Annotated in this window: 24 protein-coding genes and 1 pseudogene; 12 read left to right on the forward strand and 13 right to left on the reverse strand. The window is 64.4% G+C overall.

Translation table 11 applies throughout. The features are described 5' to 3' along the window. Positions 1-68: 68 nt before the first annotated feature. Positions 69-1,577 carry a depupylase/deamidase Dop gene (dop, locus tag HPC46_RS11065; protein ID WP_179469675.1) on the reverse strand — a complete coding sequence of 503 codons (1,509 nt, stop codon included), beginning with the start codon at positions 1,575-1,577 and terminating at the stop codon, positions 69-71. A 116-nt stretch (positions 1,578-1,693) separates the two neighbouring features. Between dop and HPC46_RS11070 the strand changes: the two genes are divergently transcribed. The 4 genes from HPC46_RS11070 to HPC46_RS11085 all read left to right on the forward strand — a co-directional run bounded on the left by HPC46_RS11070 (position 1,694) and on the right by HPC46_RS11085 (position 4,989). Further along, the gene (locus HPC46_RS11070) at positions 1,694-2,836 is read left to right on the forward strand and encodes a phosphatidylglycerol lysyltransferase domain-containing protein (protein ID WP_179469677.1); all 1,143 of its coding nucleotides are present in this window, start codon (positions 1,694-1,696) and stop codon (positions 2,834-2,836) included. Position 2,837: 1 nt separating this feature from the next. Further along, positions 2,838-3,995 carry a hypothetical protein gene (locus HPC46_RS11075; protein WP_179469679.1) on the forward strand — a complete coding sequence of 386 codons (1,158 nt, stop codon included), beginning with the start codon at positions 2,838-2,840 and terminating at the stop codon, positions 3,993-3,995. Next, positions 3,982-4,593 (forward strand): hypothetical protein, encoded by a 612-nt coding sequence (locus tag HPC46_RS11080; RefSeq protein WP_179469681.1) that lies wholly within the window; start codon positions 3,982-3,984, stop codon positions 4,591-4,593. The genes HPC46_RS11075 and HPC46_RS11080 overlap by 14 nt, the downstream gene beginning before the upstream one ends. A gap of 111 nt (positions 4,594-4,704) precedes the next feature. Next, positions 4,705-4,989 (forward strand): DUF732 domain-containing protein, encoded by a 285-nt coding sequence (locus HPC46_RS11085; RefSeq protein WP_179469683.1) that lies wholly within the window; start codon positions 4,705-4,707, stop codon positions 4,987-4,989. A gap of 23 nt (positions 4,990-5,012) precedes the next feature. Here the strand turns inward: HPC46_RS11085 and arc are convergent, their stop codons facing one another. Continuing rightward, positions 5,013-6,815, reverse strand: coding sequence for a proteasome ATPase (gene arc / locus HPC46_RS11090; RefSeq protein WP_005144403.1), 1,803 nt, complete (start codon positions 6,813-6,815; stop codon positions 5,013-5,015). A gap of 147 nt (positions 6,816-6,962) precedes the next feature. Between arc and HPC46_RS11095 the strand changes: the two genes are divergently transcribed. Genes HPC46_RS11095 through HPC46_RS11105 form a run of 3 tightly spaced genes read left to right on the forward strand, consistent with a single transcriptional unit; the run spans position 6,963 to position 8,316 of the window. Continuing rightward, a complete protein-coding gene (locus HPC46_RS11095; RefSeq protein WP_179469685.1) occupies positions 6,963-7,454 on the forward strand; it encodes an MTB12 family secreted protein in 492 nt (163 codons plus the stop codon). A 7-nt stretch (positions 7,455-7,461) separates the two neighbouring features. Next, positions 7,462-8,022 carry a lipoprotein LppK gene (locus HPC46_RS11100; RefSeq protein WP_179469687.1) on the forward strand — a complete coding sequence of 187 codons (561 nt, stop codon included), beginning with the start codon at positions 7,462-7,464 and terminating at the stop codon, positions 8,020-8,022. Next, positions 8,023-8,316, forward strand: a complete 294-nt coding sequence (locus tag HPC46_RS11105) for a DUF503 domain-containing protein (RefSeq protein ID WP_179469689.1) — start codon at positions 8,023-8,025, stop codon at positions 8,314-8,316. Here HPC46_RS11105 and HPC46_RS11110 read toward each other — a convergent pair. Continuing rightward, positions 8,313-9,179 (reverse strand): tRNA (adenine-N1)-methyltransferase, encoded by an 867-nt coding sequence (locus HPC46_RS11110; protein WP_179469691.1) that lies wholly within the window; start codon positions 9,177-9,179, stop codon positions 8,313-8,315. The genes HPC46_RS11105 and HPC46_RS11110 overlap by 4 nt on opposite strands. Before the next feature lie 109 nt (positions 9,180-9,288). Here HPC46_RS11110 and HPC46_RS11115 point away from each other — a divergent pair, with 109 nt between their 5' ends. Continuing rightward, positions 9,289-10,122 (forward strand): RecB family exonuclease, encoded by an 834-nt coding sequence (locus HPC46_RS11115; RefSeq protein ID WP_179469693.1) that lies wholly within the window; start codon positions 9,289-9,291, stop codon positions 10,120-10,122. Beyond that, entirely contained in the window at positions 10,119-10,895 is a 777-nt protein-coding gene (locus tag HPC46_RS11120) for a thioesterase family protein (protein ID WP_179469695.1), read from the forward strand. The genes HPC46_RS11115 and HPC46_RS11120 overlap by 4 nt, the downstream gene beginning before the upstream one ends. A gap of 162 nt (positions 10,896-11,057) precedes the next feature. Here the strand turns inward: HPC46_RS11120 and HPC46_RS11125 are convergent, their stop codons facing one another. The 8 genes from HPC46_RS11125 to HPC46_RS11160 all read right to left on the reverse strand — a co-directional run bounded on the left by HPC46_RS11125 (position 11,058) and on the right by HPC46_RS11160 (position 22,673). Further along, a complete protein-coding gene (locus HPC46_RS11125) occupies positions 11,058-11,828 on the reverse strand; it encodes an alpha/beta fold hydrolase (protein WP_325096626.1) in 771 nt (256 codons plus the stop codon). A 1,074-nt stretch (positions 11,829-12,902) separates the two neighbouring features. After that, entirely contained in the window at positions 12,903-14,243 is a 1,341-nt protein-coding gene (locus tag HPC46_RS11130) for a GGDEF domain-containing protein (protein WP_233716362.1), read from the reverse strand. Between the two features lie 94 nt (positions 14,244-14,337). Continuing rightward, positions 14,338-14,868, reverse strand: a complete 531-nt coding sequence (locus HPC46_RS11135; RefSeq protein ID WP_179469699.1) for a DoxX family protein — start codon at positions 14,866-14,868, stop codon at positions 14,338-14,340. 531 nt (positions 14,869-15,399) lie between these two features. Beyond that, complete coding sequence (locus HPC46_RS11140; protein ID WP_179469701.1) at positions 15,400-15,882, reverse strand: MarR family winged helix-turn-helix transcriptional regulator; 483 nt, start codon at positions 15,880-15,882, stop codon at positions 15,400-15,402. A 204-nt stretch (positions 15,883-16,086) separates the two neighbouring features. Beyond that, entirely contained in the window at positions 16,087-19,608 is a 3,522-nt protein-coding gene (gene car, locus HPC46_RS11145) for a carboxylic acid reductase (RefSeq protein ID WP_179469703.1), read from the reverse strand. 199 nt (positions 19,609-19,807) lie between these two features. Continuing rightward, positions 19,808-21,016: a CoA transferase gene (locus HPC46_RS11150; RefSeq protein ID WP_179469705.1), complete on the reverse strand. Its 1,209-nt coding sequence runs from the start codon at positions 21,014-21,016 to the stop codon at positions 19,808-19,810. Between the two features lie 101 nt (positions 21,017-21,117). Beyond that, positions 21,118-22,311 (reverse strand): acyl-CoA dehydrogenase family protein, encoded by a 1,194-nt coding sequence (locus HPC46_RS11155; RefSeq protein ID WP_179469707.1) that lies wholly within the window; start codon positions 22,309-22,311, stop codon positions 21,118-21,120. A gap of 224 nt (positions 22,312-22,535) precedes the next feature. Next, positions 22,536-22,673: a hypothetical protein gene (locus HPC46_RS11160; protein ID WP_179469709.1), complete on the reverse strand. Its 138-nt coding sequence runs from the start codon at positions 22,671-22,673 to the stop codon at positions 22,536-22,538. A gap of 245 nt (positions 22,674-22,918) precedes the next feature. Here HPC46_RS11160 and HPC46_RS11165 point away from each other — a divergent pair, with 245 nt between their 5' ends. The 3 genes and pseudogenes from HPC46_RS11165 to HPC46_RS11175 all read left to right on the forward strand — a co-directional run. After that, positions 22,919-23,098, forward strand: coding sequence for an Rv2576c family protein (locus HPC46_RS11165; protein WP_179469711.1), 180 nt, complete (start codon positions 22,919-22,921; stop codon positions 23,096-23,098). Between the two features lie 228 nt (positions 23,099-23,326). Continuing rightward, entirely contained in the window at positions 23,327-23,746 is a 420-nt protein-coding gene (locus HPC46_RS11170; protein ID WP_179469713.1) for a PaaI family thioesterase, read from the forward strand. A gap of 73 nt (positions 23,747-23,819) precedes the next feature. Beyond that, positions 23,820-24,313, forward strand: a pseudogene (locus HPC46_RS11175) (cytochrome P450); the annotation flags it as partial. A 22-nt stretch (positions 24,314-24,335) separates the two neighbouring features. Here the strand turns inward: HPC46_RS11175 and HPC46_RS11180 are convergent. Both HPC46_RS11180 and HPC46_RS11185 read right to left on the reverse strand, forming a co-directional pair. Beyond that, positions 24,336-25,265 carry a TIGR03619 family F420-dependent LLM class oxidoreductase gene (locus HPC46_RS11180; protein WP_179469715.1) on the reverse strand — a complete coding sequence of 310 codons (930 nt, stop codon included), beginning with the start codon at positions 25,263-25,265 and terminating at the stop codon, positions 24,336-24,338. Next, the gene (locus tag HPC46_RS11185) at positions 25,262-25,720 is read right to left on the reverse strand and encodes a nuclear transport factor 2 family protein (protein ID WP_179469718.1); all 459 of its coding nucleotides are present in this window, start codon (positions 25,718-25,720) and stop codon (positions 25,262-25,264) included. Before HPC46_RS11185 ends, HPC46_RS11180 begins: the two co-directional genes overlap by 4 nt. Positions 25,721-25,917: the final 197 nt, after the last annotated feature.

Raw genomic sequence — 25,917 nt, forward strand, 5'->3', positions numbered from 1 at the left:
CCATTCGGCCGGGCCGCCGGTTCCTCCACACTACCGGTCGCGACCGGTATTGCTCCCTCTAACGACCGTCAGGTCGTGAGTTGTTCCACGAGTTGCGCTGCGCTGTCGACCGAATCGAGCAGCGCGCCGACGTGGGCTTTGCTGCCGCGCAGCGGCTCGAGAGTCGGAATCCGGACGAGCGAATCACCGCCCAGATCAAAGATCACCGAGTCCCAACTCGCCGCCGCGATGTCGGCACCGAACCGGCGCAGGCACTCACCGCGGAAGTACGCCCGGGTGTCGGTGGGCGGGTTGTCGACGGCGTCGATCACCTGTTGCTCGGTGACGAGACGTTTCATCGATCCCCGCGCCACCAGCCGGTTGTAGAGGCCCTTGTCCAGCCGCACGTCGGAATACTGCAGGTCCACCAGATGCAGGCGCGGCGCCGACCAGCCGAGGTTCTCCCGCTGGCGGAAACCTTCGAGCAGCCGCAGCTTCGCCGGCCAGTCGAGCAGCTCAGCACACTCCATCGGGTCGCGTTCCAGCAGGTCAAGCACGTGAGCCCAGGTTTCCACGACGTGCGAGGCGCGCGCATCGGGGTCGCGGGCGTCCACCAGTTTGGCCACCCGGTCCAGATAGATGCGCTGCATGGCCAGCGCGGTCAGCTCCCGGCCGTCGGCCAGCGCCACGGTGGCCCGCAGGGAGGGATCCCGGCTGATCACGTGCACGGCGTGCACCGGCCGGGCCAGCGCCAGATCCGAGAGGTCAAGGCCGTACCGGGGCCCCTCCTCGATCAGGTCCAGCACCAGCGACGTCGTGCCGACCTTGAGATAGGTCGACGTCTCGGCCAGGTTGGCATCGCCGATGATGACGTGCAGCCGGCGGTATTTGTCGGCGTCGGCGTGCGGTTCGTCGCGGGTGTTGATGATGCCCCGCTTGAGCGTGGTCTCCAGGCCGACCTCGACCTCGATGTAGTCGGCACGCTGGGAGAGCTGAAAGCCGGGCTCGTCGCCGGACGGGCCGATGCCGACGCGGCCGGAACCGGTCACCACCTGCCGCGACACCATGAACGGCGTCAGACCCGAGATCACCGCCGAGAACGGCGTCTGCCGGCTCATCAGGTAGTTCTCGTGCGTCCCGTAGGAGGCGCCCTTGCCATCGACGTTGTTCTTGTACAGCTGGAGCTTGGCCGCGCCGGGCACGCTCGCCACATGCCGGGCCGCCGCCTCCATCACGCGCTCACCCGCCTTGTCCCAGATCACCGCGTCCATCGGATCGGTGACCTCGGGAGCCGAATATTCCGGGTGGGCGTGATCGACGTACAGCCGGGCGCCGTTGGTCAGGATCATGTTGGCGGCGCCGACCTCGTCGGCGTCGACCACCGGCGGCGGTCCCGACGCGCGGCTGAGGTCGAATCCGCGGGCGTCGCGCAGTGGAGACTCCACTTCGTAGTCCCACCGGGTGCGCTTGGCCCGCTGAATGCCTGCGGCCGCGGCGTACGCCAGCACCGCCTGCGTCGAGGTCAGGATCGGGTTGGCGGTCGGATCGGACGGCGATGAAATGCCGTATTCGACCTCGGTCCCGATGATCCGTTGCATGGCCGCAAGCCTACGGGTCCTGGGACAGGCGGTGTCGCGCGCCTCATGGGTGGACGCGGCGACTTCCCGCTAGGGTGACCTCACCCCAGATGCCTCCACACCGGAGTCGCGCAACGATGACAGCACCCGACCGCTACGCCGAAGAGCGGTGGTTTCTGGTTCGAGGGCTGCCCGCGGTGGTGCGGCGCGGTGCCCTGCTCCGGCGGGTGTGGGGCCGCTCGGCTCCCGCACTGGCGGGGCTGGCGGTCATAGCGGCCAACTCCATCCTGGTGGTGGCGTTGTCGGGCAAGCACACCATCGACATCGACGGCCATCCGACGGTGACCGAGGGTTTCGTGCTCGCCCTGGTGGTGCTGGTCATGCCCGTCGCTGGTCTGGCCGGCTGGCTGGTGTCGCGGATCGCAACCCCCGTCAAGCGCGTCGTGGCGGCGAACGTGAGCCTGGTGGTGATCGTCCTCGGTTGCATTTTCGGCGGTCCCAGCCCCAGGGAGTTCGTGAATCTGGTCATGTCGGCGATCGGAATCGCCCTCATCCTGGTGGCCACCGCATCGGGCATCGGCTCGATCCTGGGCTGGGCGGCGCGCGACACGATGTCGAATCTGGCGCTGGCCAGCGGCATGTTCGTTCGCGCGCTGCCGGTCGTGCTGCTGACTTTTCTGGTGTTCTTCAACACCTACGTCTGGTTGATGGCAGCAATCGTGAGTCGCGAGCGCCTGTGGCTGGCCATCGGGTTCCTGTTCCTGATCGCGTCGGCCTTCTTGATCTCGAGCACCATGGAGCGGGTGCGCCCGATCCTGGAGGCGGCCGACCCCGCGCTCGAAGACCAGGATCGCCTGGCGGGCACGCCGTTCGCCGGTATTGCCGACGAACCCGGTGCCGATCCGTTGTCCCGGCCCGAACGCGCCAACGTGGTGTTCGTCGTCGCCGCCTCGCAAGTGGGTCAGGTGCTGACAGTCGCGCTGGCCACCGGGGCGATCTTCGGAGTGCTGGGTCTGATCGTGCTCAGCCCGCCGCTGCTGGAGTCGTGGACCCGCGGCGCGGGCAGCAACGACGGCCACATCCTCGGCATGACGCTGCCCGTTCCCGATCCGCTGATTCAAACGACGATGATGCTCACGGCCATCACGTTCATGTATCTGGCGGCGAAAGCGGTGACCGACAAGGAGTACCGCTCCCAGTTCCTCGACCCGCTGCTGGCCGACCTGCGGCTCACGCTGGTGGCGCGGGATCGCTACCGCTCGTCGCGCAGGGGGCGCTGAGATGAGCACCGACAGCCGCGATGTCCACGAGTGGTTTCTGGGCCGCGGCCTGCCCCTCGTTCTGACTCGCCGGGTGCGATCACGAGCCCTGATCGTGCGCTCGGCGCCGGTGGTCAGCGGCATCGGAGCGCTGATCGCGCTGACCGCGCTCGTCGCCGATCTCAGTGACGGCAGTGCGGAGGTCGGCACCGTCGCGCGACTGGGCGCGATGGCCGTGCTGCTGATCGCGGCGCCGTTCGTCCTGTATCTGCTACACCAGGCCGGCACGACCCGCAGCGAGGCCGGGCGGCGCACCGCGGCACTATTGGTGATGGCACTGTTCGTCATCGGCTTTCCGCTGGCCGACAGCGGCTGGACCGGTCTGGCCGCGGCCGAAGTGGCCGGCTTCGCCTTCGTCGCCGTGCTCGCGGTGTGGCTGACCTACCTCGGTATCGGCTCGATTGTCTTGTGGGCGTTCCGGTTTGCCTGGGTCCAGTTCGGTGCGCTCGGGACGTTGATGAGTCGCGCACTGCCGCTGCTGATGCTGACCGTGGTGGTGTACTTCACCGGCGAACTGTGGCAGCTGTCAGCCCGGATGACCCGCGAACGGCTTTGGCAGACAATCGGTTTCCTGTCGTTGGTAGCCATCGTTTTCATGGTGGTGACGATTCGCGACGAGGTGAAGGCCCTGCGCGAGGACAGGTCTGGTCAGCGCGACACCGCGGCACTGCTGGCCGACACCCCGCTGGCAACCGAGTCCGACCCGGAGCGCACGCCGCTCTCGCTGGCCGAGCAGGTCAACGTCGTCGCGGTAATGGTGGTGTCACAAGCGATTCAGGTGGTGTTCTTCACCACGGGGCTGTTCGCGTTCTTCCTGGCGCTGGGAACCATTGCGATTCCCGACGACGTGACTATGCTGTGGTCGGGCGAGCAGTCCTGCCCGGTCGGCGAACCACCTTGCGCCGGAACGTGGTTCGGCATCCACGTCCCGGTTCCGCAGACTGTGGTGCACACTTCATTGTTCGTGGCGGTGCTGTCCGGGCTGTACTTCACCGTCAGCACCAGCGTCGACCCGCTGTATCGGCAGCGGTTCTTCGACCCGTTGATCGCCGACGTCGCCGTGAGCCTGGCCGGCCGCGACGCGTATCTGCAGATGGAGGTAAGCGATGACCGAGCGTGACGACGTATTCGACAAGCGGTACGGGGAAGTGCTGCTGGTCAAGGCGGGCGAGGATGGGCCCGAAGCGACTGTCTACTGCAGCTTTCCGCTCAACGACTGCCCGGCCGAGCTGTGGGACAAGCTCGACGCCGAGGCGATCGCCAAGGAGCACGGTGCGGTCGCGGCCCTGTTGAACGGCCCGCGGCACTGGCTGATGAGCAGCATCGAGAAGGATGCTCAGGGCGAGCCGGACACGATGACGTTCGGCGGTATCGACATGATGCGGCAGGCCACCGTCAAGCTGTCCTCGATGAATCCCGCGCCCTACAGCGTCAATCACGTCGACCGCAAGACGGTCTTCAACTTCGACGCCGGGCGACCGGTGTTCGAGCTCGTCGACCCGCAGGGGCAACGCTGGGTGATGCAGACCTACAGCCAGGGCGTCGACCCAGCCCTCAGCCTGGCCGGTCTGCCGGACCTCGGCGCCCGCCTGACCCTGCCCGAGGGCTGGCGCTACGAGACCCGGATGCTGACCGAGCGCCTCAGCGTGGACACCACGACCCGCGACGCGCACGTCACCCAGGACAACTTCGCGAACAGCTACTCGCTGGAGTTCTGAGCGGGCTGGGATGCGGCGGCGAGTCGGCTGTAACGAATTGACGCCAACGCCGATATCGCTGCAAGGAAGGCACGCCTTCCCATAAAATGCCAGGTCGGGGAAGGAACTGCCATGAAGAAGTTCGCCATCACCGCAATCGCCGCGGCCGGACTTGGTGTGGCGCTCGCCGCACCGGCGTACGCGGACCAGGACTCGTTCATCACCACGCTGGCCAACGATGGCTGGAGTGGACCGGTCTCCGCCGCCGTGGAGGTCGGACAGCACATCTGCAGCGACATCGCCGCCGGCGTGCCGCAGGCGACCACGCTGCAGACCATCTCGGACAACACCGCCGACGGCGTCGAACCGAAGGACGCTGCGTTCTTCTACAACGCGGCCGCTCAGCACCTCTGCTGAGGCCGAGCCCACCGCTCGCGAGGCTACAGGTACTGACCCAGGTTCGACTCGGTGTCGATCGCCCGGCTGGCACTGCTGCTCTTGCCGGTGACCAGCGTGCGGATGTAGACGATCCGCTCGCCCTTCTTGCCCGAAATCCTGGCCCAGTCATCGGGATTGGTGGTGTTGGGCAGGTCCTCGTTCTCGGCGAACTCGTCGACGATCGAGTCGAGCAGGTGCTGAATTCGCAGACCCTTCTGCCCGGTCTCCAGGACTGACTTGATCGCGTACTTCTTGGCCCGGTCGACCACGTTCTGAATCATCGCGCCGGAGTTGAAGTCCTTGAAGTACATGACTTCCTTGTCACCGTTGGCATAGGTGACCTCCAGGAACCGGTTGTCGTCGATCTCGGCGTACATCCGGTCGACGACCTTCTCGATCATCGCCCTGATGCACAGCCCGCGGTCGCCGCCGAACTCGTCGAGATCGTCGGCATTGACCGGCAGGTCTTCGGTGAGGTACTTGCTGAAGATGTCAAGTGCGGCTTCGGCATCCGGCCGCTCGATCTTGATCTTGACGTCCAGGCGGCCGGGCCGCAGGATCGCCGGATCGATCATGTCCTCGCGGTTGGAGGCGCCGATGACGATGACGTTCTCCAGCCCCTCCACACCGTCGATCTCGGAGAGCAGCTGCGGGACGACCGTCGTCTCCACGTCCGAGCTCACGCCCGTGCCGCGGGTACGGAAGATCGAATCCATCTCGTCGAAGAAGACGATCACCGGCGTTCCCTCGGAGGCCTTTTCGCGGGCCCGCTGAAAGATCAACCGGATATGCCGTTCGGTCTCACCGACGAACTTGTTCAGCAGCTCCGGGCCCTTGATGTTGAGGAAGTACGACTTCGCCTCGCGCGCGTCGTCGCCACGAACCTCGGCCATCTTCTTGGCCAGCGAATTGGCAACGGCCTTGGCGATCAATGTCTTTCCGCATCCGGGCGGACCGTAGAGCAGCACGCCCTTGGGCGGGCGCAGGGCGTACTCGCGGTAAAGCTCCTTGTGCAGGAACGGCAGTTCCACGGCGTCACGGATCTGCTCGATCTGCCGGGTCAGGCCGCCGATGTCGTGGTAGGCGACGTCGGGCACCTCTTCGAGTACCAGATCCTCGACCTCGGCCTTCGGAATGCGTTCGAACGCATACCCGGCCTTGGTGTCGACCAGCAGCGAGTCGCCCGGGCGCAGCTTGCGCGGACGCAGATCGTCGTCGAGCGCCTCGGCGACGTCGACGGGCAGGTCCTCGATGGCGACAAGCGGTTCGGCCAGCCACACGATGCGTTCCTCGTCGGCGTGCCCGACCACCAGCGCGCGGTGGCCGTCGGCGAGGATCTCGCGCAACGTGCTGATCTCGCCGACGGACTCGTAGGTGCCCGCCTCGACCACGGTCAGCGCCTCGTTGAGACGGACGGTCTGGCCTTGCTTGAGTTCCTTGGTGTCGATGTTGGGAGAGCAGGTGAGCCGCATCTTGCGGCCGGAGGTGAACACGTCGACGGTGTCGTCGTCATGGGCGCCCAGGAGCACGCCGTAGCCGCTCGGCGGCTGACCCAGCCGGTCGACCTCCTCGCGGAGCGCCAATAGCTGCTGACGAGCCTCTTTGAGGGTGTCCATCAGCTTGGCGTTGCGCGCGGCAAGGGAGTCGATACGCGCCTCGAGCTGATGCACATCGCGCGCGCTGCGGGCGCCGCCTTGCCCAATGGCGTTCTCGAGCTGCTCGCGCAGGACCGACGCCTCGCGGCGTAGCTCCTCAAGCTCGGCAGCATCCTCGCTCGACAGTTGGGGGTCTTGTGCCTCACTCATGTTGCGCTCCTTTCCCACACCGAGAGTTGGTGCGGTGGATACCTCAACGCTACCGGCCCAACCTCGATCATGTGCGTTCGGGGAATTTCGACACACTGGCAACACTGTTAATCTTTTCCATGAGTCGGGCAGATCGAGAGGACAGCCGTGACCCTGAAACTGCTAGCCACGGGCGTTGCCGCCGCCGCGATCGTCGGCGGCGCGGCCGCCGGTGTGACGTCGGTTGCATTCAGCTCGCCGGTAGCGCCGGCCGTGCAGCCCGTCGTCTTCGGCGCACCGCTGCCGCAGACCCCGGCTCCCGAGCTCCAGAGCCAGCTTGTCGCCACCCTCGACGGCCTCCAGAGCGGCGGGTCGTTCTCCGGCGGCAAGGCCTCCTACATCCAGTTCGGCCTGGGCCGCTTTGAGGGCATTGCCGCAGACCGGGCGTTCAACAACGCCTCGGCCAAGGGACTGCTCCCGCTGAGTTTCGTCGTCGCCGACATCGACCAGGAAGGTCCGACCGCAACGGCGAATGTCACCGCGACGGCGCCGAATGGTCAGACCGCCACGCAGAGCATCCAGTTCGTCCAGGGGCCCAGCCCGTCCGGCTGGCAGCTGACGAAGCAGTCGGCGCTCGCGCTGATGCAAGGCGCCGGCTAGTCGCTGGATGCGTCACCCGCTGTTCGGAGTTCTGAGCGCCGCCACAATTGTGGCGGCGCTCAGCCTCTCTGGGTGTTCTGAGCACACCGAGCCGAAATCGACACAGAGCCCGTTCGAGCAGTCGTCGACGGCGCTCGCGCCGCCGGAGACCACGGCGGCCGCCCTGCCGACCCCCGAGGTTCTGACCGACGTGCTCTATCGGCTGGCCGACCCGGCGGTCAAGGGCGCGGACAAGCTGCAGCTCGTCGAGTCCACCACGCCGGACGATGCCGCGACCATCGACAAGTTCGCGGCCGCGCTGCGCGACGGCGGTTTCACCCCCCTGACGTTCACTGCCACCGAAATCCGCTGGTCTGATCGCCAGCCCGGGGACGCTTTGGCGTCGATCAACGTCACAACGTCGAACCCGGCCAATCCCGGCAACTTCACCTTCCCGATGGAGTTCCGCCAGGACAAGGCGGCCTGGCAGCTGTCCCGTGAAACGGCGAACATGCTGCTGGCCTTCGGCAATGCCAGGGGCGGCGGCACCACCCCGGCGAGCCCCGCCAGCCCCACCCCGACACGCTGAATGTGGATCGGCTGGCTGGAGTTCGACGTCCTGCTCGGTGACGTCCACTCGCTGAAGGAGAAGCGGGCGATCGTGCGTCCGATCGTTGCCGAACTGCGGCGCCGATTCACCGTCTCCGCGGCCGAGACCGGCTCCCCCGACCTGCATCGGCGCGCGGGCATCGGCGTATCCCTGGTGGCCGGGGACCGCGCGCACGTCGTCGACGTGCTCGATGCCGCCGAACGGTTGGTGGCCGCGCGTCCCGAGATCGAGCTGCTGTCGGTCCGCCGCGGGCTGCACCGCAGCGACGATTAGACCTGGCGCTTGCGGCGCAGCGGGGTCGGCGTGACCGTGTCCGGGGCCAGCCGGCGCGCAGAGACCAGGAATGCCGTGTGGCCGCGCATGCTGTGCTGGGGACGGACAGCCAAGCCCACGACATCCCACCCGCGCTGCAGCGACTCCCAACTCCTGGGTTCCGTCCAGCACTGCTGTTCGCGCAGCGCCTCCACGACCTTGGACAGCTGGGTCACGGTCGCCACGTAGACCATCAGCACGCCGCCGGGGATCAACAGCCGGGCGACGGTCGCCAGCACCTCCCAGGGCGCCAGCATGTCCAGCACGATCCGGTCGATCGAGGCATCGGCGAGATCGGAGTCGACCAGGTCGCCGATGATCAGCTGCCAATTCTCGGGTGGCTGCCCGAAGAACGTCTCGACGTTGCGCTGGGCGTGTACGGCGTGGTCGTCACGCACCTCATACGAGATCACCTCGCCGGTCGGCCCGACCGCACGCAGCAGGGAGCACGTCAGCGCCCCGGAGCCGGCTCCGGCCTCGAGGACCCGGGCGCCGGGGAAGATATCGCCCTCATGGACGATCTGGGCGGCATCCTTGGGGTAGATGACCTGGGCGCCGCGCGGCATCGAGAGCACGTAGTCGATGAGCAGCGGCCGCAGCACCAGGAACGCGTCGCCGTTCGACGACTTGACCACACTGCCTTCGGGCAGGCCGATCACGGCGTTGTGCTCGATGGCCCCGCGATGGGTGTGGAACTCGCTACCCGGGTTCAGGACCATCGTGTAGTGCCGGCCCTTGGGGTCGGTGAGCTGCACGCGATCCCCGACGACGAAGGGACCGGTCCTTCGTGCTTCGGCAGATTTGTCCTCTTCGCTGGCGCTCATCGGACGGGCAGGGTGCTCGGTCACAGCCGTTCAGCCTGCCATACCTGCCATATCGGACTCGCCGCGCGACGTGCCCTCGACTGTCGGCGCACCGTCCTAGGCTTCGGTCATGTCCGATCAGGCGTTGGAGACGCGTCGCCCCGCGCTCTCGCCGTCGCGGGCCGCCGATTTCAAGCAGTGTCCGCTGCTTTATCGCTTCCGGGCGGTCGACCGGCTGCCCGAGCCGCCGTCGACGGCCCAGTTGCGGGGTTCGGTGGTACACGCCGCCCTTGAGCAGCTCTACGGTCTGCCGGCCGCCGACCGCGGCCCGCAGACCGCGTTGTCGCTGGTCGACCCGGCCTGGGAGAAGGTGCTGGCCGAGCACCCCGACCTTGCCGATGGCTTCACCGACGAGCAGCGCGGCCAGCTGCTGACCGAGGCGCGGGCCTTGCTGACCGGCTACTACCGGCTCGAAGACCCGACGCGGTTCGACCCGCAGAGCTGTGAGCAGCGCATCGAGGTTGAGCTCGCCGACGGCACGCTGCTGCGCGGCTACGTGGACCGCATCGACGTGGCGGGTTCGGGCGAACTGCGGGTGGTCGACTATAAGACCGGCAAGGCACCGTCTGCCGCCCGCGCACTCGCCGAGTTCAAGGCCTTGTTCCAGATGAAGTTCTACGCCGTGGCGCTGCTGCGCTCCCGCGATGTGCTGGCGACCCGGCTGCGCCTGATCTACCTGGCCGACGGCCAGCTGCTGGACTACACCCCCGAGCTCGACGAGCTGCTGCGCTTCGAGAAGACCTTGATGGCGATCTGGCGGGCCATCCAATCCGCTGGTGCAACAGGCGATTTCCGCCCGAACCCGTCGCGGCTGTGCAACTGGTGCAGCCATCAATCGCTGTGCCCGGTCTACGGCGGCACGCCGCCGCCCTACCCCGGCTGGCCCGAGAAGCCCGCCGCGTGAGCTGCTACTACCGGCGACTCGGCCCTGATCTGTTCGCATCAACCGACCAGACCCGCAGCAACTGGACACCTGAAATTCAGCACGGCTCACCACCTTTGGCGTTGTTGACCAAGGCCATCGAAGAGATCTCGAGCGACGGGATGCGCATCGGCAGGTTGACCCTGGACATTCTGGGCGCCATCCCGGTCACCGAGGTGCGCGTGCAGGCCAAGGTCGACCGGCCGGGCAGTCGCATCGCGATGCTGTCGGCCGAGATGTCCGCCGAGCGCCCGGACGGTCCGCCGCGGGCGGCGGCCCGGGTCACCGCATGGGCACTGGCCACGTCGGACACCGCCGACGCCGCCACTGACCGCTATCCCCCGCTGACCGAAGGGCCAACGGCCGCATTGGAACTGCACTGGAAGGATGCCGGCGGCTACATCGATTCCGTGGACTGGCGACCGCAACAAGACAAGTCCGGGAGCGGCACGGTGTATTGGATGTCCCCCATCGCGAACCTGGTCGACGACGAGCCGACGACCGCACTGCAGCGCCTGGCGATGGTGGTCGATTCCGCGAATGGCATTGGCGCAGCGATAGATCCGGAGAAGTTCATCTACATGAACACCGATACCGCGGTGCATCTGCACCGAGCGCCCACCGGCAGTGATTTCGCCGTGCGGGCCCGCGGTTCGATCGGGCCGGACGGTATCGGCGTGACCACGGCTGAACTATTCGACCGTGACGGGTTCGTCGGCACGTCCGCCCAGACGCTTCTGGTGCAGCGCCGCTAGGTTTGCTATTCGACGCCCGTGGTTTGGTGCCGCAAGGCGCAGGTCCAGGTCATCCAACATCCCGCGCTGCGCCGGTCCACGGCCGGGTTGTCAAGACGTGTCAGCATGCAGTCACAAACCAACTCCGCGACGTCAGCGCGGCTTCACGCCGGCGAATCCCGACTAAAATTCAGGGATCGACTGAGTCAGGATAGTCTCCGGCATCAACTCAGCACGCGCCCAAAGGCGTTGGAGCGCGACGGCCGCAGCAGCAGGCTGCTCGGCCGGCCAGAAGTGGTTCGCATCGAGGGTGACCAGCTCGGCTCCCATTCGCGCCGCCATTCTCCGGCCGAATTCCACGGATACCACGAGGTCACGCTCCCCCCAGATCAGCATGCTCGGCACGATGATGTTGGCGAGGTCGTCGGCCCATTCCTGTCCGATGCGCGTGGCTGAGCGATACAGCGTCAGCGTGATTTCCCGGTTCCACGCGTACCGCCAAGAGTGAGTTCGCGCGACAGCCTCGGGCATCCCCGACATGAGCAGCACCTCGGAGAAGGCTTCAACGTCAAGCTCATCCATCCACCGCTCACCTGCACCCTCCTCATTCCAGACACGCCACACACCGTGCAAGGGCCAGCGCGGGTCGATCGGCCCGTTTCCAGCTGCGACGCTCCTCAGCAGCTCGGGGCGAAGCGACGCGGCGCGTAGCGCCAACAAACAACCCCAGTCGTGGCCGACGATGTGCACCGGGCCGGTGCGCGCGTATTCTGCCTCGATCTGTTCGATCAACCAGGCGACGTAGTCGTCCTTGGTACCCGCCCATCCCGCTGGCGGCGGCTCGCGAAACCCCGGCAAGTCGAGCGCGATCACGTCGTCACGGTCGAGGCAATCGATGACCGGTTGCCACACAGCACTCGTCATCGGCATTCCATGCACTAACATGACCGTCATATCGTGAACGATAGCGCCAACTATCGGTTCCTTCTTGGCTAATGCAGAACTCCCGATGCTGAAGTGAAGCACGGGAAGCCCTGTTGGACAGCGATATACCCCGCCTCAGACGGGGATCCATAGCTCACCCATCATCGTAGGACCTTCGAAAGGTGTACACGACTGGTCGCATACTAGCAATCACCCCTTTGGAGGCGCGACAGTGATGAGAATCCCAATTATTTAGAATAGAAAGTCTTCGATCTCGCTGCCGATAGCAGGCATATCCGGGCAACCGGGGACCTCAGACCTGCAACTGCGAGCGCGCGAACCCAACCTTCGTTGACCCGCCCAGGATGTCGCCGCCAAGCGTCCATCAGCGGCGCGGTAGGTATCGCCGGGCTTATGGGTGCCGGTTCTTTACATTCACTGCATCGGATTCGCCGTCGCCTGTTGAACATCCCCGGATCCGCTTGAGTTGAGGCGGCACATCGGGGCATCGTGTTCGGTCAAGCGCACGAGCCTTCGACGCTCGGCAAGTTGGTGCGATGGCGTGCCCACTTCCGGGTTTGGAATTCTGACGCTCGCGCTGATCCGGTCAATGTGAATGGCGGCACGGCATCCCGATCTGGTAGGCACGGGCGGTGATGAGCGGCCGCCCCGAGGGGAAGATGCGGTGATCGGCCCAAAAAGCGAATGATGTCCGCCTCGACGCGCGGGCGGCTGTAACGACTGCGCCCGCTGCAAGGTGGCGCGACTCCCGACTCTTCAAAACGGTCACCCGATCGAGGTGGCGACTTGGTATGAGCTGTAATGCTTTTGGTATCTTACGCAGAACAACCCGCGCGGCATGCAGTAGGCACCACGGCGGGTGATCACTCGGTAGTTCGGTCGTGCAGGCAGTGAGGCTTGGCCGTCCGGCTATGACCTTTCGCCGCCGAATCATATGTGCCTCGTCATATTTGATGACGCGGTCAGCCCTTCCCCGGTACGGCTACTGGTTCGTCAGGACCGATCGTGTCCGTGTGCTTACGCATGCGTCGGGGAGAGGACAGCCCGCACCGCGGAAACCTGAACGTGCGCACCCGGGCTTCACTAGCCCCTGGCGGGACTCGGCCTGCAGATGCGCGATTGGTTTCCCCCGGCGCGTTTAGCGGCGTACATCGCTGCATCGGCGCATTGGATAAGGTAGTCGATCGCGGCCGTATCACCCCACCGGACGACGGCGGCTCCAACGCTTGCGGTGACCGGTTGCGGCGATCCTGCGATGGCGGCGCACAGTTGTGCAGGCATTTGTTCGGCCAAATCGGCTGTCACGGCGTCGATGAGAATGAACTCCTCGCCGCCGAAGCGCCCGATGATCGCGGAACCGGTGCTGGCCTCGCGCAGAATCCACCCAACCGTGCTCAACGCCTGATCGCCGGCCACGTGCCCGTACAGATCGTTGAGTTTTTTGAACTTGTCCAGGTCGATCATGACGACGATCAGGTGCAGGTCGTTTCCCGGCGACGTCAACAATGCGCTCGCACGCTCGTAGAAGGCACGCCGAGTCAGGACACCGGTAAGCGGGTCTTGGTCGGAGCGCACCACGTCAGCGCCCAACGTGCGCACCACCGCTTGGATCGCCAGCGGAACGGCCAGGTTGAGTTCAATGACCAGCCATAATCCGGCGGCAGCGACTACTGGATCAGTGACAATGCCGACGCGTGCTGCGCTCACTGCGCCCACAGAGAGGGCGACGCCGATGTTGAAGACGATCGCCTTCGTGTTGTGGAAGAACGCCGCGTATCCGCCGGTGATGGCCAAAGATGTGCAGCCCATCAGCCCGATCACGGGGCGCGGATCCAACAAGCACCCCACGCCGACGAGCACACTCCCGAGGCAGATCATCGCCAATGACTGCGACCTCGTCGGCCAACGCCGCAACCACAACACCGCATAACTGGAGCCGACGGCCACCGCAGCAATGCTGAAGGGCCATACCGCTATAGCGGGCACACCGCGCAGGGTAAGCGCGGCCATCCCCATAGTCGTCATTGCTGCTGCGATGAGCACCATCAGCAGCCGGGTTGGCACCTCCAGTCCACGCGCACGCAGATAGCTGGTAAGCCAATCAAACTGATCGGGTTGCCTCCACCACCGCCCGAGACACCCCCAGATCCGACCGATGCGCAGAAATGCTTGCTCCTCGGTCATCGTTCCCCCTCCCCTGCGTTTTTCCACGGTAGCCGCACAAATCCGGTGGCGAGGTGAAGCAGCCAAAGTGCGTGAACGAAGTGTTGGGTGGCGCCATAATGGCAGGTGGGCGGGCGCAATGTCTCGTTTGCCGGCGGATGAGACATTGAGGCGGTAGCGGCTTGCGGTGCCGCCGCCGTTACCGCGTCCGCTGCTCACTTCGTCGACCCGGCCGATCCCTCGATCGCGCAGCTGAGCCATACAGCCTCGATGAGTGCGTCGCTGAACCCTCCGGTTCTATTCCGGAGCGTTGCCATTGCCGAACGACCGCCCGAAGCGGCTTGACGGGGCTGGGTCAGGCCTTGGCGGGCGGTCGGTAGAAGATCGCCAGCTGCCCGATGCCACCGCCCAGACCGAGCACCAGCGCGACGAGCAGTCCGCACCAGCCGTGCAGCCACGGGTAGATCCCGGTGTCTGAGAACAGCGCGTAGTCCAGGCTGTACTTGCCAGCTCCGGTCGCGGCGAGCGCCACGGCCGCCGCCGCCAGCACCAGGTTGTACTCCCAGCCTTCCTTGACGATGAAGAAGCCGTTGTGGCGGTGCACGGTCCAGGCCGCCACCAGCATCAGCGCCACGAAACCGGCGGCCGGGACCGGCGTCAGCAGCCCCACGGCCAGCCCGATGCCGGCAGCCATCTCGGTGCTCGCCGCCACCCGCGCGTGGAAGGTGCCCGGCTTCATTCCGATGCTCTCGAACCACCCGGCGGTGCCCTTGATCCGGCCGCCGCCGAAGAACTTGTTGTAGCCGTGGGCGGCCATGGTCAGGCCGAGCACCACACGCAAAAGGAGGAGACCGACGCTAGCGGTTTCATAGTAGGCAGCAGTCATGCGAGTAAACCTAGAACATCGGCGTGGACACGTCGTTGGGTGCCCACTGTGCGGTCGGGAGCGCACGCCAGGTAGGCCGGTGCTGCAAGCAAGGCCGATACTGGGCAACGGCTGGCGACATCGTCGATCGGCCAGTCGTATGACTCTGCTTGACAGGCCGAGAATTGTTGCGGTTCAGGCAAGTTAAGACGAACAGTCGTACCGAAGAACAACCAACACAGTTATGAAAGGCAACAACGCTGAGACGTCGGCGGCACACGCGAACTGCGAGAAAGCTCTGTCGCGCTCAGGAAGAACAGCTATTCCCAAACTCGGGTGTCGGTGCCGACGAGACATCCGAGTTGCGCGAGACCTCAACGGTATGGCCCACCGTCCGGAACGCCGGCCGCACCGTCTCGACTTGTCCTGTGGACCGTGTCGTCACGCCGACCGCCGACGCAAGTCAAAAGATGATCAACGCTGCGGTGGAGCGTGGCGACGATGATGTGTAAAGGTTAAGGTGGAGAACGTAATCAGCGACCGAAGAGGCTACTACGGCGCCGCCTCCTCTCCCCATCGGGCCAGGACGTCTGCGTGGAAACGTTCAAGCCGATTGACGAACTCGAGAAATGCCCGAAGTTCGGCTGCGCTGGCCGACCCAAACAGCGCGTCGCCCATCGAAGCCCGATACTCTTCGGCGATTCGCGCCGCACGCAGTCCGCGTTCGGTGAGATGGAGGCGTTTGCGTTTTCCATCGCCGGCAGTCAGTACCTCGTTGACGAGGCCCTTACTCTTGAGCTTGCTGATGATTTGGGACGTGGCCGACCGCGTCACGCCGAGTTGGTCGGACAGTTCGCTGCCCGTGATCCCCTCGTGGAGAAAGATCATCCCGCACATCTCGGTCTCCAACCGAGTCATCGACACTCCAGCGCCGTAGTCGCGAGGAGTTCGACGGCCGTGTTCGATCCTGTTGATGACGCGCAACAGCCCCACGGTGATCGCGTCGATGATGTCGCCGTCCGGTTCGGAAGTCATGGCCGACCAGCTGATCCTTTCCGTCGAGGTCAACGTGTGGGCCCGGGCCCACGCAGGGTGCACGCCTACGGACGATCATCCGTCGCCTGGGATGACGGTCGTGACGGTTATCGGCCTCCGGGCCGCGGCGCGGACCGGACGCCCGTTTGCGGCTCGCATTCCAGACCGCAGCCCGCTGACCGAGTCGGGTCACAATGCGCGAGTTCATATCCGCCCGAGGAGCTCTAAGGACGTCGCGTACTTGACGATGTGTGCGGCGGTGATGTGCGGTATGTCCTTACCGGGGCCGACCCCCGCCCTTCGGACCGCCTCGCGGAACCGATCGGTGGAGGCCATTGCGCCCACCGGAGGTGTGCCGCAGTAACGGTAGGTGTCCAGCAGCGGCAAGACCGACGCGTGGCGTTGACGGTCGGGCAGTGCGCGGATGCAGGTTTCGAATCGCTGGAACCAGTCGTCGTAGCGGGCGATCCGGTGCAACTCGTAGCCGGCCTCCGCCAACCAATCGACGTATTGATCAAGACCGATGCCATCGTCGTGAGGGTTCATCACGTGATAGCTCTGGAACCCGCAAACCTGTTGCGCGCCCAGCGTGGCGATCGCTTCAGCGACGAAATCGACTGGTAGTCCGTCGTAGTGGGCCCGCTGACGAACCCCGTTGTTGTCGAGTCGGTAAAATGAGCCGGGTGCCACACCCGTGGCGAGGAGACTCAGAATCAACCGGGTGAAGGTATCAGGCATATTGAGCTGGCCCTGGTATTCGGCATCAGCCAGAATCATCCCGCAGCGGTACACGGTTACAGGCAGTCCGCACAGGTCGTGCGCCTCGCGCAGCAAAACCTCGGCCGCCCACTTACTGTTGCCATAGCCATTCGCGTAGAGGTCGTTGATGTCGCGCGACTGGCTGATGACGCGCAAGTCTGCGTCCTCGGTGAACGCCGTTGGCTCGATTCCAACCATGACGCCGATGGTCGAGACGAACGCGAACTGCTTCAGTTTGGTGGTGATGGCGAGCCGAATCAGTTCGCCGGTGCCCACCACGTTCGGTCCGAATAGCTCGCTGTAGGGCAGGATGTGGTTGACCAACGCGGCTGGATCAACGATGAGATCCACCGCGTGGGCCAGATCGCGCCACGTCGCCTCATCGAGCCCAAGGTTCACCTCGGCCTTATCACCGGCTAGGACACGCAGGTGGTCGGCCGCCAATTCGCGGTATCGACGTAGTAATTCGGGATCACCGCCATCGAAGGTCGCGTCCAGTCGCGCGCGAGCTGCCGCCGCGTGTTTGGCGCGGACGAGACAGATCACCTGGCCCCCCACTTGCTGCATACGTTGCAGCCATTCCAGCGCGAGGTAGCGGCCTAGGAACCCGGTGGCGCCGGTCAACAGCACCGTGCGGATCTCACCGGTCGGATCCGGCAACGTAGGTGCCGCAGTCAGTGTCGGGCCATCGATGAATTTGTCCAGTGTCAGGTCCCGCGCGTGCGCACGGGTGGCGCCCTGGCCGTGGACGATTGTGCATGTCGGGCGTGTCGGGTCCTGTGCCCGTTGTGTTTCGATGTAGTCCGCGATTGTCTGTAGGTCGCCGGTCGGGCTGACGATCACACCGACCGGCATATCGACGTCGAAGATGTCGTTGATCAGCCGGCCAAATGTCAAAGCTGACAGCGAATCACCGCCGATGTCGGTGAACAGCGAACCCGGATCCAACTCTGAGGCGCCCGCACCGAGTAGTGCGCTGGCGGCGCGGGTTACGACCGCGAGCACAGGTTGATCGGCGCCGCCGCGACGCAGAGTGCGTAGTTCGTTGTCCTGCGCTGCAGCGATATCGGCGTAAAGCTGTTCCAGCGCATCGCCGTAGCGCTCTTTGAGCGCCGGGCGCGCCAGTTTGCGAATACCGGTGAGGAGGCCGTTCCCGGTGGTGAACGGGGTTGTCTCAAGGATGAAGTCGCGTGGGATCTCATAGGATTGCAGCCTCTCGGTTCGAGCCACCATCTGAAGCGACTCGCCGATCAAGGACTTCAGCGAGGTGGCGTTACCGGTGTCGGGTGCCGACGCGCCTCCCGCAGGGACGATGACCGCGAGCAGATAGGGCCGGGAGCTGTTGCCGTAGACGTAGATCTGGCTGATTAGCGGGCTGTCGGTGAAGACAGCCTCCAGTTTGGAGACGGAAACGAACTCGCCCTGCGATAGTTTCAGGACGGTGTTGCGCCGATCCAGGTACTGCAACCGGTCGGGGCCGGTCTCCACGACGATGTCGCCGGTACGGTAATAACCCTCGGCGTCGAACACTTCCGCATTGAGGTCGGGGCGTTTGTAGTAACCCGGAAACATGCTGGTGGTTTTCACGAGAAGCTCACCCCGAGGGTGCGGCCGATCAGTGCTGAAGTAGCCGAGTTCGGGGACGTCGGCAAGCTTGTAATCGATCACCGGGGGTCGGCGAACCATTCCGCCGCCGATCACCGTGCCGGCTTCCGTCGAGCCGTAACCCTCCATCAGCGGTTGGTCGATCAACTTTTCGGCCCAGGCCTTGGTTTCCGGCGAGATGGCCGCCGAGCCCGATGCCACGCCGATGTACCGGCCGCCGAGGATTGTGTTGCGGTACTCCTCGAGTACCGCAGCCTCGGCGACGGCGGGCTCAGCGCCGTCGGAGACCCGCCGGTCTGTCTCTCTGGTCACCTCGTCGTAGAGGATGTCCCAGATCCTGGGTACAAAGGCCAACATCGTCGGCCGCACCAACGCGAGGTCGTCGACTAGCGTGGACAGATCGCTGCGGGGCGTGAAATACGCTGTGCCGCCGGCGCCGAGCGTTGTGTAGAGCAAGCTGCGGCCCATCACGTGACTCATGGGCGCAAATATCAGCTGGATCAACGGCAACGGGCTGTGCTGGCCGTCATGCGTCGGGCCGAACCACCAGGCCCTCCCGGTACGTTCGGTATGCATCGCACCCTTGGGCGATCCCGTGCTGCCAGAGGTGTAGACAATCATTCTTACGGGGTCTGGATCCGCAGAGAGGTAGGGCGGTAGTGGAGCCAGTGCTCGACCAGTTTCGAGCAGGGCGGGCATCGTCTGTACGGGGACGGAGCTGCCAGCGTCGGCAAGCCGGGCTATTGCGGACGCCACGGCATCGCGATGTGCGTCAACGGGTCCGCGGTAGTCGAAAACGACGATCTTTCTTGGTGCGTGCGCGGTCAAAGCGAGTTCCACTGTGTCGTCGAGATACTCGACCGATGAAGCAATGACCGACGGCTCGGTCTCCGTCACAATCGGCATGAGTTGAGCGACGGGTGCAGAGGTCGTCAACGAAACTGCTACCGCCCCAATCTGAATCAGTGCGAGATCGATGGTGGCGTAGTCGTTACTGGCGAAGCCCAGGATGCAAACCCGGTCCCCAGGGCGCACAGTCGCGTCGCCGCTGCCGAGGCCGGTTGCCGCGGCGCAGAGTCGGTCTCCGAGCTCGCGATAGGAGATGGTTTCGAAGCGAGGTTGCAGCTCGGCGGTGGTACGACCGGCCGCATCGGTGACGAACTCCACCGCCCGCTGCCCGATGGCAGGCCGCTCTGAGTACCCCTCAATCAGAGTCCAGATGATCTGGGGCATTCGGAGCCCCGGAGCGTCGAGGGCGGCATTGACCCGTCCGTCAGGCATGGCAGCGGCGAAATCCGCGTCATTGGCGACTAAATCGCTGATGCGGTCGACCATCCGTCCCAGGAAGACGTCGTCGGACATGCACAACCCCACTTATGTCAAGATACTTAACAATGATGTTAGGGGCGCTCGCTTGTACGTGTCAACGCGGCCAACGATCGAGGAGTGGGGCGTCCGGCACACACTCCACCAACTGGCGCTTCCGTGAAACCCCCAACATCGTCGGGGTTTCACGGAAAGGCCGAACTGCCGCCAACAGACGCGGTGCCGGGCGCCGCTTCTACTCGGTTCCTGTTGTGACGGTGCCGGATTCGACCAGCGCGGCGATCTCCTCGGCACTCAACCCGAGCTCGGCCAACACAGCGGTGGTGTCGTCGCCGAGTGCGGGTGCGGGCTGGGCCGCGACGTGTTCGCCGTCCACCGACATCGGCAGCCCCGGCGCCAGGTAGCTGCCGATCCTGGGCTGGGTCAAAATCGTGAACAACGGGTTGGCCGTCACCCGGGGATCCTGCGCAACTTCGGCGAAATCCAGGTAGCGGTCCCACAACACGGAACTGGCCGACAGCGCGGCGGTCACCTCATCGGCGGTGTGCCTGGCGAACCACGGCGCGAACAGGCCACTGAGCACGGCGCGATGTTCGTAGCGCTGGCCTTCGTCGTTGAAGTCGGCACCCAGCGCTTCGGCAACCGCGGCAACGGCTTTGGTGGTGCCGGTGAGGTCGGCGAGGTCACGGAAGTGCCGGTTGGTCAGCGCCACCAGCATGAAGGTGGCGCCGTCGCTGCTGGTGTAATCCTGGCCGTACTGGCCATAGATGGCGTTGCCCAGACGCGGGCGCTGCGTGCCGTTGACCATCGGCTCGGTGATGAAACCGAGATTGGCAGCGGTGGCCAGCGCGACGTCGTCCAGCGGCAGCCGGATGCGGCTGCCCTCACCGGTGGCATCGCGGCGGCGCAGCGCGACAAGGATCGCCAGCGCCGCATACAGACCGCAGCTAACGTCCCAGGCCGGCAGCACGTGGTTCACCGGGCCGCTCTGCGCGGGTGAGCCGGTGACCAACGGAAATCCGGTGGCCGCGTTGACCGTATAGTCCACCCCGGTGGAGCCGTCCCCGCGACCGACCACCTCCAGGTGAATCAGGTCAGGACACTGAGCACTCAGCTCGTCGTAGGAATGCCACTGCCGCCCAGCAACATTGGTGATCAGAACGCCGGCATCGGCGATCAACCGGGCCACCAGCTGCTGGCCCTCCTCGGACCGCATGTCGGCAGCCACCGACCGCTTGCTCTTGTTGAGCCCTGCCCAATAGATGCTGGTCCCTGTTTCGGTCAGCGGCCAGCGCTTGTAGTCCGCGGCACCGCCGACCGGGTCGACCCGGATGACTTCGGCGCCCAGCTGCGCCAGCGTCATCCCCGCCAGCGGCACAGCTACGAAACTCGAGATCTCAACAATGCGGACACCCGTCAACGACAGTTCAGCAGAAGCAGTCACCCGACGAGTATGGCGGGTGGGTTGATCATCGGGTCGAAGGAGGCGTTCACGTTCGCCGTGCAGATGTGATGCCTCACGGACGTCATGCGTTCCGCCGCCGCTCAAAGAGCGTACTCCGACAACAGGTTTCTGCTGATGATGGACTTTTGAATTTCGCTCGTCCCCTCACCTATCAGCAAGAACGGCGCATCCCGCATGAGGCGCTCGATCTCATACTCCTTGGAATATCCATATCCGCCGTGAATTCTGAAACTCTGCTGCGTCACCTCAGCGCAGAGTTCGCTGGCCATGTATTTGGCCATCCCAGCCGCCACGTCGTTACGCTCGCCAGAGTCCTTGAGCCGCGCGGCGTTCACCATCATGAGATGCGCCGCTTCGACCTTGGTCGCCATCTCGGCAAGTTGAAACGCAATGGCCTGGTGACTCGATATGGGCTTACCAAAAGTGTGCCGCTGCTGTGCGTATCGGACTGCCAGCTCAAAGGCACGCAATCCGACGCCGCAGGCGCGTGCCGACACATTGACCCGGCCGACTTCCACGCCGTCCATCATCTGGAAGAAACCCTGGCCGGGCGCATTGCCGAGAATGTCGTCTTCGCTGGCGACGTAACCATCGAAGATCATTTCGGTTGTATCGATGCCCTTGTAGCCCAATTTCTCGAGTTTTCCCGGGATCGTCAGACCCGGTTTCACTTCGCCGAAGCCGGCCGGCTTCTCAATCAGGAAGGTCGACAGGTTGCGGTGCCTGCTGTCGGAACCCTCTTCGGTCCTGACAAGGGTCGCCACCAGCGTGGATGTCGCTCCGTTGGTGAGCCACATCTTCTGCCCACTGATGCGATACGCACCAGCGGAGTCGCGGACGGCTCTGGTGCGGATGGCTGCGACATCAGATCCGAGTTCGGGCTCCGACATGGAGAACGCTCCACGAATGTCACCCGTCGCCATCGCCGGCAGAAACCGTTGCTTTTGCTCGGCGCTGCCGTGTCGGCACAGCATGTACGCAACGATGAAATGGGTGTTGATCACCCCAGAAACACTCATCCATCCACGAGCAAGCTCTTCGACGCAGAGCGCGTAGGTCAGTAGCGATTCGCCCAGACCGCCATATTCCTCGGGAATCATCAACCCGAACAGGCCCATTTCACGCATCGCCTCGACGATCTTCGTGGGATAGGCATCCGCACGCTCAAGCTCTTGCGCGTGCGGGATGATCTCCTTGTCGACGAAGACCCGGACGGCATCGACGATCTCGTACTGTGTCTCGGTGAGTCCGACCGTTTGCGCTAGTCTGGTCACGCTTCAACTCCCTTCGTTGAGGTCCCGCGTCGCCCGTAGTCCCTCACGGGAGCGCCGCTTTGGTCGGCGGACACGCGCAATGTTGCGTACCGACAATAGCGGCTTGATGTTTTTGAGAACAATCTCTCTCAGACGGTAACTTGATTAGGGGTTAGGGTCGCGCGCCGTGCGGCTAAGGACCGCCGAACATGGCGTACCAAAGCCGAGCGATCGCTGCTAGTTAGCTACTTCATCTCGCGAACAAATTCTGAGCGCTCCCGCATGCGTTCCTGTGCCAGCTTGGCGATCATCTGCTCAAACGTATCCTCAGACTTGAACATCCGTCGAACGGTGCCGATGAGCATCGCCATCACCATCGTCACAGTTAGGCAGCAGATCACGAACGCCAAGCCCACTTTCAACTAGAACGAATAGGAGCCATCGCATTGAGGGTAGACCGGTGTGAAACCACGGGCAAGAGCGAACACCAGTGCAGGGAAATGCACATTCTCACAGTGGCAACCTCTTTCCATTGCATCTGGCGGTTCGCTGTCGCTCTAGTCGCCGCCGCAGCAGGTGCGGCGTGGCCACAACTCTCGTCCACGCTGATGAGCCTACGCTCCATCATGTGCGTTACACCGTCGGCGCCAGCCAGCTTCTTGCCGAGATCTACCACCGCGATATGCACCCCGTGACCTTTGCCGACTATAGTCACGACCCGTACGTGCACTCCCCCATTGTCCAGGCCGATGTCGGGCCCGGTAAGCCGTGGGTGTTAGAGACGAGCCTCACCAATGCCGAGTACTGAGCGATGGTCGTGGCCACGACTCCCGCATTCCACCCCGAGCTAGCGGCCACCCGGAATCCTACGAAACGAGTAATTCTCGTATGCGAGAATTAATGGTTTCCGACTGGGAAGAGGGAGATATGCCGGCGGCGTATGAACATTTCGTGACAACCAGCGACCCGAACATGGACACGACGCGAGAGGCAAGAAGTGACACAGGGCGAAAGAGCGGACGGCGGGCCAAGACCAATGCAGGTGAACATCCCCGGCCACTTATTCGCCCAGTTGCCGTTCTACGACGTGGCCGAATCGGACGATGCAGTGGTGGTTGATCTTCACCATAGGTCGGATCTGGTAAACACCCGCGGCGCCATGCAGGGCGGACTGATCGCCACTCTGATCGACGTCGCCGCCGGTCGGCTGGCGTTCAAGTTCTGCGACCCTCGAGCGGGTGCGGGCACAGCGGATATGTCAATCCACTTCCTGGCACCGGTGACTGAAGGTCCAGCCCGAGCAACGGCGACGCTCGTGCGTGCCGGGAAACGGCTGATCGTCGTCGATGTCGACGTCCACGACGTTGGGCGTGGTCGGCTTGCAGCCAGGGCGACCCTCAGCTTTGCTGTTATGGAGGCGCGAGTAGCAAAGGAGTCCGCGTCGGGGGCCGCGTAGCCATTTTGTATACGACTATGTAACTTGTATACAAGTATGTAATCTGCCCACAACCATGGTCGTAATCAGCGTCATGGTTGCAGGCGCCGGCCACGAAACCACCACTCGCCTGATCGGTTTCGCCGGCCAGTTGCTCGCCGACCACCCGGTTTCGCGCCGTGAACTCGCTGACGATCGTGCACTGATCCCAGGCGCCATTGAAGAGGTCTTGCGCTACGAGGCACCCTCACCGGTGCAGGCGCGCTGTGTGGCGCACGATGTCGAGCTCTACGGCCAGACTGTGCCTGAAGGCTCGGCGATGCTGCTGATCAACGGATCCGCGAATCGCGACGAACGCCACTTCGATGAGCCGGATCGCTTCAATATCCACCGGCGGGCAACCGATCTGAGCTTCGGGCAGGGTCTTCACTTCTGCTTGGGTGCTGCGTTAGCGCGCCTCAGACCCGCGTCGCCATCGAGGAAATTCTTAAGCGCTGGCAGGACTGGGACATCGACTACGCAAACGCCGAAAAGGCTCACACCTCGATAGTGCGGGGATGGGCCAAGCTCCCCCTGACGTTCAGTTAGCGCTCAGCTGGGCACATCCGCGTCACCAGGATCGTATCGCCGCGACCAATGCCGCCATGACCTCGTTCGGATCGCCGGGTGCGTTCCGCGGCCACCAGGTGACTCGAAGATCTGTCACGCCGGATTGTGCCATTCCGTGGGCATATCGCGCCATCGCCCCGATATCTGCTCTGCCACCGGCGTCGACGATGCGGGGTATTTGGCCCACCACGCCGAAGCCATGCGGATCTCCACCGGCGTCGGCCACAGCCGCACGCATCACCCCTATCGCGCTCGCCACATCGTCGGCGGCGGGGCCCCACGGGATCCACCCTGAGCCAAAGCGGGCCAGCCTGCGCGCCGATGCGCGATTGACCGTTCCACTGACCCAGATCGGGATACCTTCCGGCTGAAGCGGTTTGGGCATTTGATGAATCCGGTCAAAGTTCAGACCCGGCGAGGTGAAACTGGCCTCGTCCCCACGCCAGAGCAATTGGCACACCTCGAGGGTGCGATCCAGCAGCCGCCCGCGGCCGTCGAAGTCAACACCGACAGCGTCGTATTCGGCACGCTGCCAGCCGACACCAACCCCGAGGTCGAGCCGCCCACCGGAGAGCACATCGAGGGTAGCCGCCGTTTTGGCCAACAGAGCAGCAGGTCGCAGCGCAGCCAACAGAATGTTGGTGCCCAACCGAATCCGATCAGTGCGCGCCGCCAGATAACTCAACGTGGTGAGCGGCTCAAGCCAGAGCCCGTCCGGGCTCGTCGGCTGAACCCCGCCTTCACGCCCCCCGAGCTCGGGACGCGCATACGACGTCAGATCACGGCCGAACGCCACGTGATCGGATACGACGATCCGATCGACACCCAGCGACTCGAGCATCTGCGCGTGTTCGACGAGGTGATTCCAGCTGCCGGGATCGCTCGCCTCGAACGAGGGCAGCGCCGAGGAGATCTGCACATTCGGGCTCATCGCGCAGCACCGCCCATCTGCACGATTCGATCTTCGGTCGCGTCGATCAACACCGTCCTGCTGATGATCCGCCAGTGATCGTCGGGGCCAATCCGGTATTGGTCCTGGTAGCGGATATGCATGACGAGGTCGTGGCCTTTGCCGTCGGCAAGCGTTGTGAAATGATGTGCTGTGCAGTGCACTTCGCCGCCGGCCCGCTCGCCGTTGAGTTCGTACAGACCCGGCGAGACCAGATGTGCGGTACGGGCCCAGCCGGCAACCATCTGAACAACGGTGGCCAGTTGATCGTGGCCGGCAAGTACGACGGGCTCAGAACCGGGCTGCTCGATACGCATCATGGCGTCGGAGCCGAACACGCTGAGCAGCGCCTCGTGGTCGCGGTGGTCGATGGCCGAGGCGTAGCGCCGTGACAACACCTCGAGTTCCGGTACGCATACCGCAGAACGGATGTCCACGTCGGCCTCCTGGTGCTTCGCTGGTCATGGCACGCCTGCTACGGATGCGGTTTCAACCGGTCTGCGGGACCATGGCTGGAAGACTCGACTGTGGCGACTTCGAACCGCGTTTACGCACTCATGATTCCGCATAAGCATGACGTTCGTGGAGGAACGCAACATCACGATGCCCTTCGGTTGGTACGGCCTTAGACGTA

This window comes from Mycolicibacterium vinylchloridicum (assembly GCF_013404075.1).
GTDB lineage: Bacteria > Actinomycetota > Actinomycetes > Mycobacteriales > Mycobacteriaceae > Mycobacterium > Mycobacterium vinylchloridicum.